This window comes from Colwellia demingiae, from assembly GCF_007954275.1.
Classification (GTDB): domain Bacteria; phylum Pseudomonadota; class Gammaproteobacteria; order Enterobacterales; family Alteromonadaceae; genus Colwellia; species Colwellia demingiae.
The window spans coordinates 271,354-289,300 of sequence record NZ_VOLT01000003.1; the positions used below are offsets into that span (position 1 = coordinate 271,354).

Sequence of the window (17,947 nt, forward strand, 5' to 3'; positions counted from 1 at the left end):
CCCCTTATTTTCATTCAACAAATTAACTTACTTAGCCGGTAAAATAACTTAACGATGACGGTGGATAAATTTCACTTGCTCGTTATTTTTTACTTGTTCTTCACATACAGCCATCACTCTTGCTGGACCTCCGGTACCGCCCACATGGTTTAATGCGCCAACCATCAATGAGCAATCACCTTGATGTTGAGCTAATAATGATAGGTTTGTTAGATTTTCAACAATTAAGATATCACGCTGATATAAACGAACATGTGCTGGCCATGCATTGCTCCATTTGTCGTCACTGCCTTTAGCCCCCTGTCCTGAGTCAGTACTAAAACTGTCAGCGGCAATACCCGATATCTTGATCTTTTTTTCGTTCATAATTTTGATGATTTCTTCAATAGCTTCTCCGGTAAATCCAGGGTGGTTTAGTCCATTAACATACTGCGACTTATCCCAATCTTCAGTAGCTGAAAAATAAAATTGTTCCCAACCAACACGGCCGACTAACCACGAGCCATCAGTAATTTGATCTGCAACGGCTCGAATATCAGCAGCTCTAATCGTCGCTTGTGAATTATCAGAAAAGTCGGTGATATTTAGATCTATGCTTGGTTTACCATCATTTTTTGCCAATTCGGCTTTTACCCTATTCGATACATCAATTAGCACAATATTCCCCGTTAGTTGCTCGCTGTCCAATTGATGTGCGGCTTTGCGTTTACTGGAAGGTATCGCTCCTTTTTCTGTGCTGTTTTCATCATTTTGATAATGATTAGGGGCATTAAAACTGGTGCCGTTGTGCTCTTGAATTAAAATGGCTCTACTGTTGAAATGGCCTTGGCTAGTTGCCCATTTATCTATTGGATAGAGTATTGCTTGTTGATAAAAACCTGCGATTGGTGTGCTGTTATTAACAGGCTGATTTAGATCAGGCTTATTGGCGTCGCTTTTACTTGGTGAAAATGTTGGGATAGGATGGCTAAGATCAATAAATTCCAAATGGTTAGGCTGTGATACCGATGCACAGCCTACGGTAAGTAATATGGTGCAGCCAATAATTAATTTTTTCATTTTATTATTCCTTAAAACATTAAATTCTCTGGCAACATAGTAACCGTCCTGATGATGTGATTAAATATCACCAACTTCATATTACTTGTGACGAAACTTCACCTATGGATAAGTTAAGCTTGCTAAAGCTCTTTGTTAACGCGGTTGATCATGGCGGTTTTGCAGCGGCTGCAAATCACTTGGGTTTGTCTGCATCGACCGTAAGTAAAGGAATGGCACGCCTTGAAGATAATCTTAGTATTAAACTATTCAACCGCTCTACCCGTCAGGTTCACTTAACTGATTCGGGTTCTCGTTATCTAGTCACTGCACGGCGAATAGTATTAGAGTTAGAACAATGTGAACAAGAGTTAAAACAAAGCAATGATCTGCCATGTGGCCAGGTTAAAGTAAACCTGCCAGTGTCTTATGGTCGGCTTTATGTCATGCCATTATTACAGGAGTTTACTCAGTTATACCCAGACATCACCTTGGAAGTTTCGTTTAATGATAGTTATGTTGATATTTTAGAACAGGGCATTGATTTAACCATTCGTACCGGTAAACTCGATGACCAACGACTGGTTGCACGAATGCTGAGCCCAATCGATTTCATTCTTTGTGCCTCGCCTGCTTATATTGCTGCTAATGGTTTTCCTAACTGCGCCGCAGAATATTCTCAACATAGTTGGATTCGTTTTAAATACCCTCAGTCTGGACGTTTAATGCCTATCACTGTCGATGAAGGTCAAGGAGTTGAGAGTTATGATCCTGGCAGTCAGTATATTGTCAATGATGGTGAAGCCGTGGCTGAGCTATGCGCCCAAGGGCTTGGTTTAACCCAACTACCCCATTTTATTGCCCGCGACTGGCTGAAAGCGAATAGGATTGTCCCTATTTCACCTTTTCTTCGTTCATCAGAAGGGGTTTATTGTGTTTATCCAAAGCGCGAGTTTTTGCCCACCAAAGTAAAAGTACTCATTGATTATTTAATAATGAAAATTGAACAAAATGGTGAGAATACTTACCATACTTGGGCTGAAACCTTACAACCTGTAGCACATGAAATAAAACGGTGATTAATGATTGTTATCAAGGTAAAATTTAGCAATGCAATTGCTACTTATTCTTAACTTTCAGCTTTAGCCAAGGATGCTCATTCATGCTCTCGTCAAACCGTCTTATTAAAAAAACACTTACTTTTTTTCATTATAAAAAATTAATCATGCTTTGCGCATTTTTTCCTATTATGGCTAATGCCACCATTGCCGATGAGGATTTTCTTCAGTGCAAAATTAATTTAGTTAAACGTGCTGAAACCGCGGGGTTTTCATCTTATATAACCCAAACCGTTATTGAAAATATTTCCCCTATTAAGCGAGTGATAGCTTTAGATAAAAAACAACCCGAATTTACCCAAACCTTTGAGCAGTATATTAAAGCGAGAGTAACCGCTTATCATGTTCGAGTAGGAAAGGAAAAACTGAGTAAAAATAAAAAACTGTTTGATAAGTTAGAGAAGCAATACGGCGTGCCACGCCAATATTTAGTCTCTTTTTGGGGCTTAGAAACAGTTTTTGGTAAACATAAAGGTAAAATGTCAGTACTTAATTCCTTAGCAACATTAGCCTGTGATGAACGTCGTAGTGAGTTTTTTACTCTAGAAATATTAAACTTGTTCACCTTAATTGAAACAAAGCAAGTTGCTGTTGAACAACTACAAGGCTCTTGGGCCGGTGCAATGGGGCATATGCAATTTATGCCTACCGCGTTCTTAAAATATGCCGTTGATGGTGATAATGATGGCAAAGTCGATATTTGGAAAAGTGAGGTTGATGCCTTAACAACGGCGGCCAATTATTTAAATAAAATAGGTTGGCAGCCTAAAGAACGCTGGGGCAGAGAAGTTAAATTACCAGAAAACTTTGCCTTTGATAAAGTGGCTTTTGATCAATATTACCCACTTAACTATTTTAAGGAACTAGGCGTTAAAAAAACAAATAACCAATCATTATCTACTTATGATATTCAGGCTGAGCTATATCTTCCTTCAGGCCATAAAGGTCCTGCATTTTTACTCTATCCTAACTTTAATGTGATTATGACGTGGAACCTTTCGAAAAGTTATGCACTGTCAGTAGGTCTATTAGCCAATAAATTAGTTGGTGCTAAAGGCCTTAAGTTTTCACACAAAGCGCAAACTAAAGTGAAACCTTATAGTGTTGCACAAATGAAAAACCTACAAAGCCAACTCAATTCATTAGGCTTTGAAACAGGCGAACCCGATGGGATCTGGGGACCTAAAAGTAGACAGGCCATTCGATCATTTCAGCTACAACATCAACTGATTGCCGATGGATACCCAAATAAAGAAGTTTTTGTAACAATCAAATCAGTGGGGAGTAAAGCATAGGCTATTACGCCCTGCATCAATCAAGCAAGTTGATTGATGCTTACATTTACGGGTTAAAAAACTAACTTTTATTTTTCGTCTAGCTACTCAACTAGGTATTAGAAAAAGGCGCATTAGCTAAATTTTGCGTATATTTCGCTTCTTTTTCTAATGCTTCTAAATCTTTAATAATCAATTGATTACGTTTTTTATCAATAACGTCTTCTTTTTTCCAGTGTTGTAACTGTTTATTAATCACTTGTCTCACTGAGCCTGTCATCCGCGCCAACGTTTCATCGTTTAAACCATTCACTAAATGATGATGATGCTCTTCTTCTTTACTACCCGTATAAAACTTAATTTTATTAATATGTTCTAAAATAATACGGCTTAAACGTGTTGTTACATCGTGTAAAATTAGACTACTTGCCTGTTGTTCTTTTTCACGCATCTTTTTTGCTATGTAAGGCATAAATTGTTGGTTAAACTCAGGATAAGTCCACAGCCAATGTCGCATAGTTGACAGTTTGACTGACAGTAATTTTACCGTTGTTAACGGTGAAATAATAACTTTATGGGGTTTATCGTCTAATAGCACCATTAAATCAAAACAATCTCCTGCATAAAGCATATCTAACGTCGCTTCTCTGCCTGTATCGGGGTTACTTTGTTTGATTTCTAAACTCCCCTCAATCACCACAAAAAAGCGTTTTGTTAATATGTCACAATTAATGTAATCGCCTTTATGCCACTCATTAAGCTGAAATTCTTGTTGAAAATCCTCAATTAATTTTTCTGGTAAATCTGCAAAAAGATTAGCTTGTTTCACTAACACAGGACTTAACACCGGACTTAACTCTGGACTTAACTCTTGAGTAGATTTTTGAGGTAAATCAGTCTTATTTTTATGCATAAATAAAATAATTTTAATGGCCGAGTATGTAGGTATTTTAATTCTACCCCGTTGTGACTATATAGCAAAAGTTAATATTATTTTTTAGTCACGTCACTTTAACTGCTCTCTTAATCCATTGATTTATAAATTTAAAACATTGAATAACATAAAATTATGCGGAGTGTCATATTTATGACAGAAGCATTTACTTACCTTGAGTATCATAGCCTCATTAACCAAACATCCAACAGTAAACCATTTATGTGAACCGGTTTATACAGGTTGTTTAACTAGGTTTTTTATACGGTCAAAGTACTCATTTGGTAATAGCCATGGGTAACAGACCATTTTATTAGATTCTATTTATTAGACTATTTATTAAACTTTTTATTAGATAACAGGTGATTATTATGACTAAGATTATTGGTATTGATTTAGGTACAACAAATTCATGTGTCGCAGTTATGGAAGGTGGCACTGCCAAAATTATTGAAAATGCAGAAGGTAGCCGTACAACGCCTTCAATTGTTGCTTATGCAAACAATGAAACGTTAGCGGGTCAACCGGCAAAAAGACAATCCGTAACAAATTCTACCAATACATTATTTGCGATTAAGCGATTGATTGGTCGTAAGTTTGACGACAAAGAAGTACAAAAAGACATTAAGTTAGCGCCTTATAAAATTGTAAAAGCAGACAACGGCGATGCGTGGGTTGAAGTCAATGGTAAAGCATTGTCACCACAAGAAGTATCAGCTCAAATTTTACGTAAATTGAAAAAAGATGCTGAAGCCTATTTAGGCGAAACAGTAACCGAGGCGGTTATTACCGTACCGGCATATTTCAATGATTCACAGCGCCAAGCAACAAAAGACGCAGGTAAAATTGCCGGACTTAATGTTAAGCGTATTATTAATGAACCCACTGCCGCAGCGTTGGCCTATGGTGTTGATAAAAATAGTAACGCTGACCAAAAAGTAGTGGTTTACGATTTAGGTGGCGGTACCTTTGATATTTCCATTATTGAAATATCCAATGTAGACGGTGAAAAACAATTTGAAGTATTAGCAACCAATGGTGATACCTTTTTAGGCGGAGAAGATTTCGATTTACGCCTCATTAATTACCTTGCGGATGAATTCAAAAAAGAAAGTGGCATTGATATCCATCAAGATTCGTTAGCTCTACAGCGCATTAAAGAAGCGGCGGAAAAAGCAAAGATCGAATTGTCATCTGCACTACAAACTGATGTGAATTTACCGTACGTTACGGCTGATGCTAGTGGCCCTAAACATTTAAATGTGAAAGTTACTCGAGCGAAATTAGAGTCATTAGTTGATGAATTAGTAAAAAATACCATTGCGCCGTGTGAGCAAGCATTAAAAGATGCAGGTTTAAGTAAAAGTGATATCGACGAGGTTATTTTGGTGGGTGGTCAAACACGTATGCCAAAAGTGCAAGACGCAGTTAAAAGCTTCTTTGATAAAGAGCCACGTAAAGATGTCAACCCAGATGAAGCCGTTGCTTTAGGTGCTACCATTCAATCGGGTGTGTTGTCAGGTGCGGTTAATGATGTGTTATTACTAGATGTAACACCACTATCACTGGGTATTGAAACCTTAGGTGGGGTAATGACTAAGCTTATTGAGAAAAATACCACGATACCAACACGTGCTTCTGAGACGTTCTCAACAGCGGAAGATAACCAAGCAGCGGTAACCGTACATGTGTTGCAGGGTCAGCGTGAAATGGCGACAGATAATAAATCGTTAGGTCAATTTAACTTAAGCGATATTAACCCTGGCCCACGAGGATCGGTACAAGTTGAAGTTACCTTTGATATTGATGCTAATGGTATTTTAAATGTTTCAGCGAAAGACAAAGCAACAGGCAAGGAGCAAAGCATTAAAATTACCGCCTCAAGTGGTTTAACGGAAGATGAAATTAATCGCATGGTGAACGATGCTCAGCTGCACGCAAGTGAAGACAAACAAAAGCGTGAGTTAGTTGAACAACGTAACCAAGCAGACCAATTAATTCATACTGTGCAAACGTCAATGACCAGTTTAAGCGATGGTCAGCAAGCAGAGCTAAAAGCATTAATTGAGCAGTTAAAAATGGCGGTTAATGGCAGTGACAAAGCCGCCATTGAAATGCGACAAAATGCTTTGCAAGAAGCTTACAGTAAAGTTATGCAAGCTGAACAATCACAAGCAGAACAGCAAGCGCAACAGCAAGCAGGTCAGCAGCAAGGTAATGCTGCCAATGATGGCGCTAAGGACGAAGATATAATTGATGCTGATTTTGAAGAGGTAAGCAACGGTTAACCAATAAATGATTGCTGTTACGTTAACTCTTAGATTCAGATAATAAGTGCATAACTTAAATGAGTTTGAGTGAAACTTTTAACAAGCTTTTCTTATCAATACTAAAAATAAAACCTCTAACATGAATTGTTAGAGGTTTTTTATTGCATAGTAAAATAATTTTAGTCAATAACTTCATTGCCTTAACCCCTCCCCTCCCTTAAATCCCTTTGAATAATGACACTGAGTTGAATGCTCAGTTACATCACATATAGCACTAATTTACATTCAATATGAGCAATGGATTACTTTTACCATGAACAGGTAATCACAATTGATGATGCTACAAAGTAAAAATTATCTATCAATTGCTCTTAAGGTCACGACTAGCGCTAAAAGGAAATGTTAGACAAACTGGCGGTATTCAGTGCTCTGCTCTAAAATATAAGTAAGAAAGGACAATGATATTTCCACTCAGGATGTGCGAGTGGGTGTCTATATCAAGGGTAATTCCTTTCAGGGTCTTGTATAAGACGCATATCGAAACAGTTTCCACGTCTCACGAGATCGATTCTAGCTTATAGAAGATATTGGTCAAACAGGAGAAACTGTCATGTACAAGACTATTACAGCAACATATACAGATAAAATAGCCCTTAAAAATGTGGCTGATGAACTGGTGAATAAGGATATCCCAAGGGAAAATTTTTTCATCGATGAAAAAGTTTCACAGGTTAAGGTAATGATGCCAGAGAGTGCAGAACCGGAAATAATGGATATCCTCAATCGTCATGGACCGACAGAGGTTCACTAAACAAGTAACTGTCCAGAGCCGTCACGCAGTGTAGCTACTGACAGCTGAAATAATAATCTGCAATGGAATGCTCAGTGAGATATTTTAAAACAGGCGAATAGCCTGTTTTTTTGGTTTCGGTACAGAAACTGTCATTAATCAGTAGCTCGGATGAAGACGGTAATGTCTTCAAATGACGGGAATGAAGCTCTCAACGGGTAATTCAGTAATATTTTTAATTAGTGTCCCTTTTTATCGGGCAAGATCAAAGAACCTATAGCGGTCGTTGAATAGTTCTCTAAACCTTTCTATCAAAAGATCACTTTGATTCTGATACTGTTCATTATTGGTTGTCTATGGTGATTCGTTCCTATATGGAGGGATTATGTTAAAAGGCATGACGTCACAACGCTTGATTGCTCTATCACTGACAGGCATAGCATTTCTGAACTTCCCACTTCTTGCGCTATGGGATAAGGATATACATGTACTAGGATGGCCACTCCTGCCATTTGGATTATTTCTGATTTGGGGAATATTAATTGCAGCCCTGGCCTGGGTGATGGAAAAACGGAAAACTACCTAATGCTCTCCCCGCCTCTGGTCATAACCGTATCTTTTAGCTATCTGTTTATTCTGTTTGCTGTCGCCTATTTCGGTGACAAACGTGCAGAAACTGGGCAATCCATCATTGCCAGTCCGTGGGTATATGCCCTGTCCATGGCCGTGTATTGCACCGCATGGACCTACTTCGGTAGCGTGGGACTTGCCGCCAGCGCAGGAGTGTGGTTTCTGCCCATTTACCTCGGGCCAATGCTATCCATGATCTTGGCCTGGCTCGTTGTTCGAAAAATGATCCGCATTGCGAAAACCTACCGCATTACGTCTATCGCCGATTTCATTGCCAGTCGCTATGGCAAAAGTCCCTTGCTGGCTGGGCTGGTAACAATAATCACAGTAGTCGGCATCGTTCCTTATATCGCCTTGCAGCTAAAAGCCATTTCCAGCGGTTACGATGTAATGACCACCCCTCTGGGTGGCATTGCCATACCACCGTCCGATTGGTGGTTTGATGGAACACTGTATATGGCACTGATACTGGCGGGGTTCACCATCATATTCGGTACCAGGCACCTGGACAGCAGTGAGCGACATGAAGGCCTAGTGGCAGCCATTGCCCTCGAATCAGTCGTCAAGCTGGTGGCTTTTCTGGCGGTAGGACTATTTGTAACTTATGGCATTTTTGACGGCATGTCAGACATATTTGCCCAGGCATCAGCAATAGCAGAAATCAAGGAGTTACTGACATTTGACCAGGGACGCTCATTTGCCTACACCCAATGGTTTGCTTTGACACTACTGGCCATGCTGTCGGTTATTTTTCTACCACGCCAATTTCAGATCATGGTTGTGGAAAATGTCGATGAGCAACACTTGAAACGAGCAGTTTGGGTGTTTCCGCTTTATTTATTATTGATCAATATTTTTGTCTTACCCATAGCATTGGGGGGACTGCTTTATTTTGGTGCTGCCCCTGTTAATGCTGAGACCTTTGTACTTTCGCTGCCACTGGCACATGGCCAAAATATGCTGGCCTTATTCGCTTTTGTTGGGGGTCTATCGGCTGTGACCGGTATGGTAATTGTCGAAGTCATCGCTATATCAACCATGGTGTGTAATGACCTAGTCATGCCGGTGTTATTGCGCACCACACGCTTTGGTGAACGCTCCGGCGGCGACCTGACCAAGTTACTACTTTTCATTCGCCGTATTGCCATCATCGGCATCCTGTTGTTGGGCTACCTGTATTTTCATTTAGCCGGGGAAGCCTATGCTCTGGTTAGCATCGGCCTGATCAGCTTTGCCGCTGTCGCACAATTCGCACCCGCTATGTTGGGCGGAATGTACTGGAAAAACGGTACACGCAACGGTGCGCTTGCGGGACTTTTACTGGGGTTTTTGATGTGGTCTTACACTTTAATGTTACCTTCACTCGCCAAATCTGGATGGATATCTGTAGATTTCCTTAATCAGGGTCTATTTGGCATTGAATGGCTTAAACCAGAACAATTTTTGGGGTTGGCAGGCCTTGATAATCTGACCCATTCCTTGTTTTGGAGCCTTTTTATTAATGTAGTGGCATACGTGGCAGTATCACTCTGGAAACGCCCAACAGCCCATGAAACCAGTCAGGCCTTATTGTTTGTCGATGTTTTTCAACGTACTCGCTTATCCCATCCGGTATTCTGGCAGGGCCAGGCAAAAGTAACTGACCTGTTACACCTGACCGGACGTTTTATGGGTGAAACAAAGGCACAGCAATTGTTCACCGACTATGCTCAGGAAGTGGGTGCCGATGAGATCGGGAAAATCCCCGAAGACGCAACACTGGTACACTTTGTAGAAACCCATCTGACCGGAGCCATTGGCAGTGCCTCTGCGCGGATTATGGTGGCTTCAGTAGTGGAAGAAGAAGCTCTGGAACTGGATGACGTAATGCGCATCCTGGAAGAAGCCTCTCAATTACGCGCCTATTCGGAAGCACTGGAAGAAAAGTCGTGTTCGTTGGAACAGGCCACCAAGGAACTGCAAACGGCTAATGAACAGCTTAAAAGTCTGGATAGATTGAAAGACAACTTTATGTCATCCGTGACCCATGAGTTACGTACTCCGCTGACCTCCATCCGCGCTATGACAGAGTTAATGCTGGATGACCCCAGCATGGAGGAGGAACAGCGCCTTGAATTTCTCAGTATTGTGGTGTCAGAAGCAGAGCGACTCAGCAGACTGGTAAACCAGGTACTGGATATGGCAAAGATAGAAGCAGGACATGCCGAGTGGCATAGCAGTGATGTGGACATACTGGAACTGGTAACGCAGTCAGTCAATTCCATCTCTGGCATCTATAAGGAACGTGGTGCTGTATTGGAAGTCCATGCCCAGAAACATGTGTCATTGATCCGCGCCGATGCTGATCGCTTGATACAGGTGCTGATAAACCTGCTATCAAACGCTGTAAAGTTTGTGCCCGAGGATAAAGGCAAGGTTGAAGTGCATATACGAGATGCAATGGAAGGCATCACGGTTGAAGTGATTGACAACGGGCCAGGTATCGCACCGGAAAAACAGAAGCTGGTGTTTGAAAAGTTCCGCCAGGTAGAAGGTGAAACAGATCGTCAGCTAGGTACAGGCCTTGGTTTGCCGATAAGCCGTCAAATTGTGGAGCATTTTGGAGGGCGCATGTGGTTACAGTCAAACATAGGCGAAGGCGCCTGCTTTGGCTTTTTCTTACCTAGGCAAAAGGACAGTCTGGCCGATACATCATAATGATAGGAGTTCCAAAAAATGAGTAAAACTATCCTGATTGCCGACGATGAGAAGAATATCCTGATTTCTCTGGAGTTCTTGATGAAAAGGGAAGGCTACCTTGTGGTGACAGCACATGACGGCCAGGAAGCGATTGATGCCATATCCAGGGAGCATCCCGACCTGGTGTTACTGGATGTCATGATGCCCAAAAAGACTGGCTTTGATGTTTGCCAAGAAGTACGCGCAAACCCCGTTCTGAAAGATATCCTTATTCTGATGTTGACGGCTAAAGGGCGTGATACGGATATCGCCAAGGGACTGGCAATGGGTGCTAATGGTTACGTCATCAAGCCATTTTCCACTAGGGAACTGGCACAAAAAGTGCGCGACATGCTGGATCAGGCATGAGACGCTTTGACTGGAGGGTAGCTATTGGTGTGGCCATCATTGGCATTATCTGCCTGCTATGGTTGCTGGCAACAGGCATATTAATCTGGTCTACCCTTGACGAAACAGGTCGTGATGCAGTTGCAGCTACACTGAGGCCAAGCTTTGAATTGTTGATTTTAATGTGGGCAATATCTCTGGGTGCGGTTGGTATCGCACTGCGTTGGCTAGTGGCCTACTTCATGACCGCCCCTGCCCGTCTCGCAGAAGATGCCCAAGTTTTGCTTGGCACCGATGTAAAACGCCAACTTAAACCAAGTGGTAGTATTGAAAACCGTAGCTTGACCGATCTGTTCAATCAGTTAGTGCAGCAGCGAGAAACATTACGTGAGGAAATGGGTGCACTTGTGCAGGAAGCAGCCCACAACACAGAACTCGAAAAAAACCGCCTGGCCGCACTGATGTCCGAACTCAGTAAAAGTGTCGTGGTTTGCAATCTGGATGGACGTATCTTGCTATACAACAACCGAGCCCGAAGACAGTTCCAACGATTATCAAAAGCCACCAAGGTTGCGGCTGGGGTTGAATTGATCGGTCTTGGCCGTTCAATTTATGGTCTGTTCGATCGCAAATTACTCACGCATGCACTGGAAAATATTCAACACCGTTTACAACATAACGTAGCATCCCCATCAGCACAGTTTGTAACCACCACACAGTCCGGGCAATTGCTACGAGTGCAAATGGCACCGGTACGCGCTGTCCAACTTGAAAACAAGGAATCCGCTCAGATGACGGGGTTTGTACTCTTAACCGAAAACATCACCCATGAATTTGAAGCACTATCACAACAGGATCACGTTCTAAATACGCTTACCGAACGCAGTCGTGCTGCAATAGCAAACATGCAGGCAGCTCTTGATGTACTGGAATACCCCGATCTTGAACCAGGCATGCAAGAAAGTCTGCTGGGTGTTTTGCGTGAAGAGACACAGGGATTGGGGGAACGTATCCATGAACTCAAATCAACCACCGTAAATGGCTTCATGTCACACTGGTCCCTCGAAAATATGCTGGGAGCTGACTTGGTTGAGGCCGCCATAAACCGTATTAATGCACTGGAGGGACTTACCGCTACCGAATCCAATGTCGATACTTCCGTTTGGCTGAAAGTGGAAAGCTTTACATTACTAGAAGCAATCACCTATCTGACCGAGCATGTACACCTGGAATGTGGCGTGGACACGGTGCAATTTCGTCTTGGCATGACCGAAACTCATGGTCAGCTTGATCTTTGCTGGACTCCACTAAACAATAAAAAGGACACTAGGTTAAATTGCGAAAAAGATTTCATTCGGCTAGGCGGTGAAAAAAGCTCATTGACAATCCAGGATGTCGTTGAACGCCATGATGGTGCGTTCTGGTATGAACACGAAACAGAAGGTAATCAGGCATTCTTTCGTTTCCTTGTACCACTGGCTAAACCACAAGAGCAGCTGGATACATCGGCTTTGATGCGCAAAGGTAGCCGCCCGGAATTTTACGACTTTGACCTGTTTCAAGCCTCGGAACAAACGCGTTCACTGGAAGATTGCAAACTTACCGAACTCTCCTACACCGTCTTTGATACAGAAACGACCGGGCTAGATCCATCTGGCGGTGATGAAATTATCCAGATCGGAGCCATACGCATAGTCAACGGCAAGCTGTTGCATCAGGAAACCTTTGATCAACTGGTAGATCCCAGGCGCTCTATACCGACAATAACTATACCGATTCACGGCATCCAGCCCGATATGGTGAAAGGACAGCCAGTCATTGAAGAAGTATTACCAGCCTTTCATGCGTTTGTGGGTGATACCGTGTTGGTGGCACACAATGCCGCATTTGACATGCGCTGCCTGCAAGTGAAGGAAACGGCTACCGGGGTGGTGTTCGATCAGCCCGTACTAGATACCTTACTACTGTCTGCTGTCGTCCATCCCAATCAGGAATCGCACGGGCTGGAAGAAATTGCCGAACGCTTTAACATTAATATTCATGGGCGCCACACGGCCTTGGGTGACGCCATGGCAACAGCGGAAGTATTCCTGCAACTGATTCACCTTTTGGCAGAGCAAGGCATCTATACCATGGGACAGGCACGTGTCGCCGCGCAAAAGACCTACTATGCTCGTCTCAAATACTAAAAACCTATCGAAATTAAAAGTATCGCTGCCGACTGACCTAATAACCTAATAACCTAATGACCTAATGACGCCAATCATCCATCGTTCACGCTTACCTTAAAGGCACTTGTTCAAAATTAAATCCCTCCTGCCCGTCAATTATTCCCTTTAATTGCTCAGTCGTTCCCAAAGGACTAGTTTAGAAACGTTTGATGCTGCGTTATTTATTTTGATAGTGGCGCAACACGGATAGTAGCTTATTAGAGAATGCAGTCGGTACAGGAAGTACCTTATTAGATAATGCATGAGCAATTATCCTAAGCATATTCTGCTGAGTAAGCATTATTTTCAATAAATGCCTTGCTTAAAGACGTTTCTAATTGCAGCTGAATCCTGCATTTTGAAGTCACTTGGGTATAAACCGGGGTTTCATCAGTGTCTCCAAAAAACAACATAAAGAGAAAGAAAACTAGCATACCTTTCCTTTTGTGAATTATAACCTCAAATGAATCATAACTAATTTCAACCATGGGAAGGCCTTAACGGTAATATCCTCTATGCTCAAAGTTTTTGATGGCATAAATAGTTAGATACAACGAAAAGTAACTTTAATTTTAATGTAGCAGGTGTGTCCTTAAGGCCAATTTTCTAATGCCCGTATTGTCTGATCAGTTGCCGTTAAATAAATAAATAAGGGCTAACGTCAGTTTTCGTATCTAAACAATCTATTCAGAGGTCGTTTTTTCATTCATGAAATATTCAGGTTTTATAATTTACTATGCTTTTCCCTAATGATTGTTTTGCATAAAAACCCATAAAAGCGTAATATTTATCTACTTTTATATTATTAATAATTTTTTATGCCTGTTAATTTACCTGAAATAATTCCTGCTTCACTTACGCCAATTCAAGGCATTCGCCTAGGTTGGGCCGAGTCAAATATTAAAAAACCAAACCGTAAAGATTTACTCGTTATTGAAATTTGTGATGGTAGTGCAGTATCTGGCGTTTTTACCCAGAATCGTTTTTGTGCTGCACCGGTAACACTATGTAAAAAACATTTAGACGCAGTAAAAAAGAGTGATATTGCAGGCACTAATGTTTCAGGTATAAAAGCATTAGTAATCAATACAGGTAATGCCAACGCAGGAACAGGCGAGCAAGGCATGTTAGATGCACTCACGACCTGTCAAAATTTAGCTGAAATTATGTCAATTCCAGCCGAGTCGATATTACCTTTTTCAACAGGCGTAATCTTAGAACATTTACCTATGGATAAGCTCTTAACAGGTTTACCACTGGCCGTTGCTAATTTGACCACCGATAATTGGGCTGATGCGGCTTCAGCAATTATGACCACAGACATTGCGCCTAAAGCTTATGCTACTAATGTAAAAATTGGCGATCATCGCGTAAATATTACCGGTATATCGAAAGGTGCCGGTATGATCCATCCTAATATGGCCACCATGTTAGGTTATGTGGCAACCGATGCAAATATAACGAAATCGTTGTTAGATAGTATGACCAAAAAAATTGCAGATTTATCATTTAACTGTATTTCTGTTGACGGCGATACCTCAACCAATGATTCCTTTATTGTTATCGCCACCGGAAAAAGTGACGCTACCGCTATCACAACCCCTAACGATGAAGGTTATCAGGAAGTGTTTAATGCCTTGCTTGAAACCTCTCAGTATTTGGCTAAAGCCATCGTTCGTGATGGCGAGGGCGCAACCAAGTTTATAACGGTAACTGTTAAAGGTGCATTAACACTTGATGAAGCAAAAACTATCGGTTTTTCTATCGGTAAAAGTCCATTAGTTAAAACGGCAATGTTTGCTTCTGATCCTAATTTAGGCCGTGTACTTGCTGCTATTGGTTACGCTTCAAGAGAGTGTGAGTCATTAGCTGATTTAGATACTAACCAATTAGAGCTCTATTTTGGTAGTTTATTAGTGGCTGAAAAAGGCGGCCGTGCTGCCAGTTATAAGGAAGATGAGGGGCAAGCGATAATGAACGAAGCAGAAATTGATATTACCGTGCAACTTCATCGAGGCAATGAAGAGTCAACTATTTGGACCTGTGATTTTAGCTATGATTACGTAAAAATTAATGCAGAATACAGAACCTAAATACTGAACCTAAATAGCGTCTCCATATTACTTTCAGATAGTAAATTCCTAAAAAATAATAACGGTGGGTAAAACCACCTTTATTATTTGAATCTAATATTTAAAATACCAGCGCGACAATTCACTCGTTCCTGTTATGCTGTCTTAGTCTAAAAACCTAGTTTGGAAAGCTCATGTTTGAGGTATTTACAGATTTAGCCTCGTGGTTAGTTGTTGATATATTCGGTCTATCGAAGACAACAAAATTAGGTGATGCCCTCCATTTTTTTATTGAAGATACCACTAAAATATTCTTTTTACTGCTAGTGATGATTTACGCTATTGCCTTGTTAAGAGCGTCAATGAATGTAGAGCGTGTTCGTGATTATTTAGCAGGTAAGCATAAAGGTATCGGTTATTTATTAGGCTCTAGTTTTGGCGCAATAACACCGTTTTGCTCTTGTTCAAGTATTCCAGTATTTTTGGGTTTCACATCCGCAGGGATTCCTGTGGGTATCACTATGTCATTTCTCATTACATCACCACTAATAAATGAAGTCGCTGTATTATTATTACTCAGTTTATTGGGATGGAAGTTTACCCTGCTTTACGTTGTGGTTGGAATGACAGTGGGAATATTAGGTGGTGTTTTTCTTGATGCCATCAAAGCTGAACGTTGGCTGCAATCTTTTGCCGCAAAAGCATTAGAACGAGGTCAAAACGCCCCCTATAAAGTGACCGCCAAAAACTCCGACGTTTTATCCCTAAAAGAAAGACATACTTTTGCAAAAGAAGAGATGTTGGAAATATTTGGTCGAGTTTGGAAATGGGTCATCATTGGTGTTGGATTAGGATCTGCTTTACATGGCTTTGTTCCTGACGGTTGGATTGAAGAACATTTAGGAAATGGTCAATGGTGGTCGGTTCCTTCAGCCGTATTACTGGGAATACCTTTATATTCTAATGCCACAGGTGTTATTCCTGTGATGGAAAGCTTAATTAAACAAGGGCTTCCTATCGGCACGACACTCGCCTTTTGCATGAGTACCGTTGCTGCAAGTTTCCCAGAGTTTATTTTATTAAAGCAAGTGATGCAGTGGCAATTATTGGCTGTGCTTTTCGTACTACTACTAGTCGCATTTACATTAATTGGTTGGATTTTTAATTTTCTAACCCCGTTTATTTAAGGTCTGAATTAAAGAGGAAATATGATGAAAGAAATCAAAGTATTAGGTACAGGCTGTGCTAAATGTACAAAAACAGTCGAGATTATTTCAGCAATAGCTAATGAGCTAAATATTGATATCGACATAAAAAAAGAGACTGATCCAGAAGTGATTATGGCTTATGGCGTAATGAGTACGCCTGCAGTAATTATTAATGAAGTAAATGTACACAGTGGCTCTATTCCTCATAGAGAGGCTATTGAGTCATGGTTGAGAGACTAGACTACGATTAGTTTTTTAAATTGCTCATTTAAGCAACGATACTGTTTTGTTTAAAATAATTTCAGTAACGTCTGCTTTGTGATCTAATACCAGATGAAATATACTAACTTATCTCAGTGTTTCCTAATTATGAAGTTATCGTGTCTATTCAAACAAAAGCTAAACGCCCTAATAATACCCTGTTAGAAATAATTTTTAATATTGCTGTTCCGTCGATTATTTTAATGAAATTATCGGGGGATGAATATTTAGGCTCTATGTACGCCTTGGTTTTAGCATTGTTATTTCCTATTGGTTATGGCTTGTATGACTTCATTAAAAACAAGTCGATGAACTTTATTTCATTACTTGGTTTTTTAAGCACCTTCTTAACCGGTGGTATTGGTTTATTTGAGTTAGATGTGGAATGGTTGGCTATTAAAGAAGCGGCAATACCCTCAGCCATAGGCTTAGTAGTGCTAATATCTGGCTTTTGGGGCAAACCACTTATTGCCAAAATTTTATTAAATCCTATGTTGTTTAATTTAGATTTAATCTATGAGTCGCTATCAAATAAAAATAAAACCGATGAATTTAAAGCTAAAATTCAGTGGGCAAATCACCTGTTAGCAGCAACATTTGTTTTTTCTGCGACGATGAATTACCTTTTAGCTAAATGGATTGTAGTTAGCCCTGCTGGTACAACACAGTTTAATGAGCAACTTGGTGAAATGACCATTTTAAGTTATCCCGTTATTGCCATACCTTCAACGATAATGTTAATGGCGATCATGTATTATGTGGTAAAAAGTGTGATGAAATTAACGGATTTAAAGTTGGAACAAATTTTAAACGCTGACAAATAACAATAGAAATACACTTAACCGCTTCATTATTGTGGCGGTTAATACGAATAAAAAAATCAAACCCTCACTGCCCTTCCTCGCCAGTTTTTAATACTCATTATTACCTGCTTATCTTAATCACTTTTAAACCTAATTAAACTTCATCAACAGAGTACAACTGTTCTACTATTAATAGTTTTAATTTGATAATTTTACTTAACGATGAGGTACAATTATCTCTCATCACTTAGAAGAGTTAACATCATCATCCAT

The 17,947-nt window shown here is 40.6% G+C and carries 14 protein-coding genes; 11 read left to right on the forward strand and 3 right to left on the reverse strand.

Translation table 11 applies throughout. The annotated features are described in order from the left end of the window. Positions 1 to 48: 48 nt before the first annotated feature. Positions 49 to 1,059, reverse strand: a complete 1,011-nt coding sequence (locus ESZ36_RS06870; protein WP_146785459.1) for a cyclase family protein — start codon at positions 1,057 to 1,059, stop codon at positions 49 to 51. A gap of 104 nt (positions 1,060 to 1,163) precedes the next feature. On the opposite strand from ESZ36_RS06870, the gene ESZ36_RS06875 reads away from it, so the two are divergent. Together ESZ36_RS06875 and ESZ36_RS06880 are read left to right on the forward strand one after the other, a co-directional pair. Continuing rightward, positions 1,164 to 2,117, forward strand: coding sequence for a LysR family transcriptional regulator (locus ESZ36_RS06875; RefSeq protein WP_146785462.1), 954 nt, complete (start codon positions 1,164 to 1,166; stop codon positions 2,115 to 2,117). An 83-nt stretch (positions 2,118 to 2,200) separates the two neighbouring features. After that, positions 2,201 to 3,451 carry a lytic murein transglycosylase gene (locus ESZ36_RS06880; RefSeq protein WP_146785465.1) on the forward strand — a complete coding sequence of 417 codons (1,251 nt, stop codon included), beginning with the start codon at positions 2,201 to 2,203 and terminating at the stop codon, positions 3,449 to 3,451. Positions 3,452 to 3,542: 91 nt separating this feature from the next. On the opposite strand, the gene ESZ36_RS06885 is transcribed toward ESZ36_RS06880, so the two are convergent. After that, positions 3,543 to 4,343, reverse strand: a complete 801-nt coding sequence (locus ESZ36_RS06885) for a Crp/Fnr family transcriptional regulator (protein ID WP_146785468.1) — start codon at positions 4,341 to 4,343, stop codon at positions 3,543 to 3,545. A 392-nt stretch (positions 4,344 to 4,735) separates the two neighbouring features. On the opposite strand from ESZ36_RS06885, the gene dnaK reads away from it, so the two are divergent. From dnaK to ESZ36_RS06915, 5 genes are all read left to right on the forward strand, one after another. After that, positions 4,736 to 6,652 (forward strand): molecular chaperone DnaK, encoded by a 1,917-nt coding sequence (dnaK, locus tag ESZ36_RS06890; RefSeq protein ID WP_146785471.1) that lies wholly within the window; start codon positions 4,736 to 4,738, stop codon positions 6,650 to 6,652. 592 nt (positions 6,653 to 7,244) lie between these two features. Further along, positions 7,245 to 7,445, forward strand: coding sequence for a hypothetical protein (locus ESZ36_RS06895; RefSeq protein ID WP_146785475.1), 201 nt, complete (start codon positions 7,245 to 7,247; stop codon positions 7,443 to 7,445). A 474-nt stretch (positions 7,446 to 7,919) separates the two neighbouring features. Further along, on the forward strand, positions 7,920 to 10,751 hold the full coding sequence (locus ESZ36_RS06905) for a sensor histidine kinase (protein WP_211357770.1): 2,832 nt from the start codon (positions 7,920 to 7,922) through the stop codon (positions 10,749 to 10,751). Positions 10,752 to 10,769: 18 nt separating this feature from the next. Next, positions 10,770 to 11,141, forward strand: a complete 372-nt coding sequence (locus ESZ36_RS06910) for a response regulator transcription factor (RefSeq protein ID WP_146785484.1) — start codon at positions 10,770 to 10,772, stop codon at positions 11,139 to 11,141. Then, on the forward strand, positions 11,138 to 13,309 hold the full coding sequence (locus ESZ36_RS06915) for a 3'-5' exonuclease (protein ID WP_146785486.1): 2,172 nt from the start codon (positions 11,138 to 11,140) through the stop codon (positions 13,307 to 13,309). The genes ESZ36_RS06910 and ESZ36_RS06915 overlap by 4 nt, the downstream gene beginning before the upstream one ends. Before the next feature lie 296 nt (positions 13,310 to 13,605). Here ESZ36_RS06915 and ESZ36_RS06920 read toward each other — a convergent pair whose 3' ends face one another. Next, complete coding sequence (locus ESZ36_RS06920) at positions 13,606 to 13,818, reverse strand: hypothetical protein (protein WP_146785489.1); 213 nt, start codon at positions 13,816 to 13,818, stop codon at positions 13,606 to 13,608. 330 nt (positions 13,819 to 14,148) lie between these two features. Between ESZ36_RS06920 and argJ the strand changes: the two genes are divergently transcribed. The 4 genes from argJ to ESZ36_RS06940 all read left to right on the forward strand — a co-directional run bounded on the left by argJ (position 14,149) and on the right by ESZ36_RS06940 (position 17,695). After that, positions 14,149 to 15,423, forward strand: coding sequence for a bifunctional glutamate N-acetyltransferase/amino-acid acetyltransferase ArgJ (gene argJ / locus ESZ36_RS06925; RefSeq protein WP_146785492.1), 1,275 nt, complete (start codon positions 14,149 to 14,151; stop codon positions 15,421 to 15,423). Positions 15,424 to 15,596: 173 nt separating this feature from the next. After that, positions 15,597 to 16,589, forward strand: coding sequence for a permease (locus ESZ36_RS06930; protein WP_146785495.1), 993 nt, complete (start codon positions 15,597 to 15,599; stop codon positions 16,587 to 16,589). Positions 16,590 to 16,613: 24 nt separating this feature from the next. Continuing rightward, positions 16,614 to 16,850, forward strand: coding sequence for a thioredoxin family protein (locus ESZ36_RS06935; RefSeq protein ID WP_146786140.1), 237 nt, complete (start codon positions 16,614 to 16,616; stop codon positions 16,848 to 16,850). Positions 16,851 to 16,990: 140 nt separating this feature from the next. Continuing rightward, positions 16,991 to 17,695 carry a VC0807 family protein gene (locus ESZ36_RS06940; protein WP_146785498.1) on the forward strand — a complete coding sequence of 235 codons (705 nt, stop codon included), beginning with the start codon at positions 16,991 to 16,993 and terminating at the stop codon, positions 17,693 to 17,695. Positions 17,696 to 17,947: the final 252 nt, after the last annotated feature.

What these genes read in the sequence shown, in the direction of transcription:
- ESZ36_RS06870 (WP_146785459.1), bottom strand. Translation starts at nt 1,059, where the DNA reads ATGAAAAAATTAATTATTGGCTGCACCATATTACTTACCGTAGGCTGT.
- ESZ36_RS06875 (WP_146785462.1), top strand. Translation starts at nt 1,164, where the DNA reads ATGGATAAGTTAAGCTTGCTAAAGCTCTTTGTTAACGCGGTTGATCAT.
- ESZ36_RS06880 (WP_146785465.1), top strand. Translation starts at nt 2,201, where the DNA reads ATGCTCTCGTCAAACCGTCTTATTAAAAAAACACTTACTTTTTTTCAT.
- ESZ36_RS06885 (WP_146785468.1), bottom strand. Translation starts at nt 4,343, where the DNA reads ATGCATAAAAATAAGACTGATTTACCTCAAAAATCTACTCAAGAGTTA.
- dnaK (WP_146785471.1), top strand. Translation starts at nt 4,736, where the DNA reads ATGACTAAGATTATTGGTATTGATTTAGGTACAACAAATTCATGTGTC.
- ESZ36_RS06895 (WP_146785475.1), top strand. Translation starts at nt 7,245, where the DNA reads ATGTACAAGACTATTACAGCAACATATACAGATAAAATAGCCCTTAAA.
- ESZ36_RS06905 (WP_211357770.1), top strand. Translation starts at nt 7,920, where the DNA reads ATGGCCACTCCTGCCATTTGGATTATTTCTGATTTGGGGAATATTAAT.
- ESZ36_RS06910 (WP_146785484.1), top strand. Translation starts at nt 10,770, where the DNA reads ATGAGTAAAACTATCCTGATTGCCGACGATGAGAAGAATATCCTGATT.
- ESZ36_RS06915 (WP_146785486.1), top strand. Translation starts at nt 11,138, where the DNA reads ATGAGACGCTTTGACTGGAGGGTAGCTATTGGTGTGGCCATCATTGGC.
- ESZ36_RS06920 (WP_146785489.1), bottom strand. Translation starts at nt 13,818, where the DNA reads ATGGTTGAAATTAGTTATGATTCATTTGAGGTTATAATTCACAAAAGG.
- argJ (WP_146785492.1), top strand. Translation starts at nt 14,149, where the DNA reads ATGCCTGTTAATTTACCTGAAATAATTCCTGCTTCACTTACGCCAATT.
- ESZ36_RS06930 (WP_146785495.1), top strand. Translation starts at nt 15,597, where the DNA reads ATGTTTGAGGTATTTACAGATTTAGCCTCGTGGTTAGTTGTTGATATA.
- ESZ36_RS06935 (WP_146786140.1), top strand. Translation starts at nt 16,614, where the DNA reads ATGAAAGAAATCAAAGTATTAGGTACAGGCTGTGCTAAATGTACAAAA.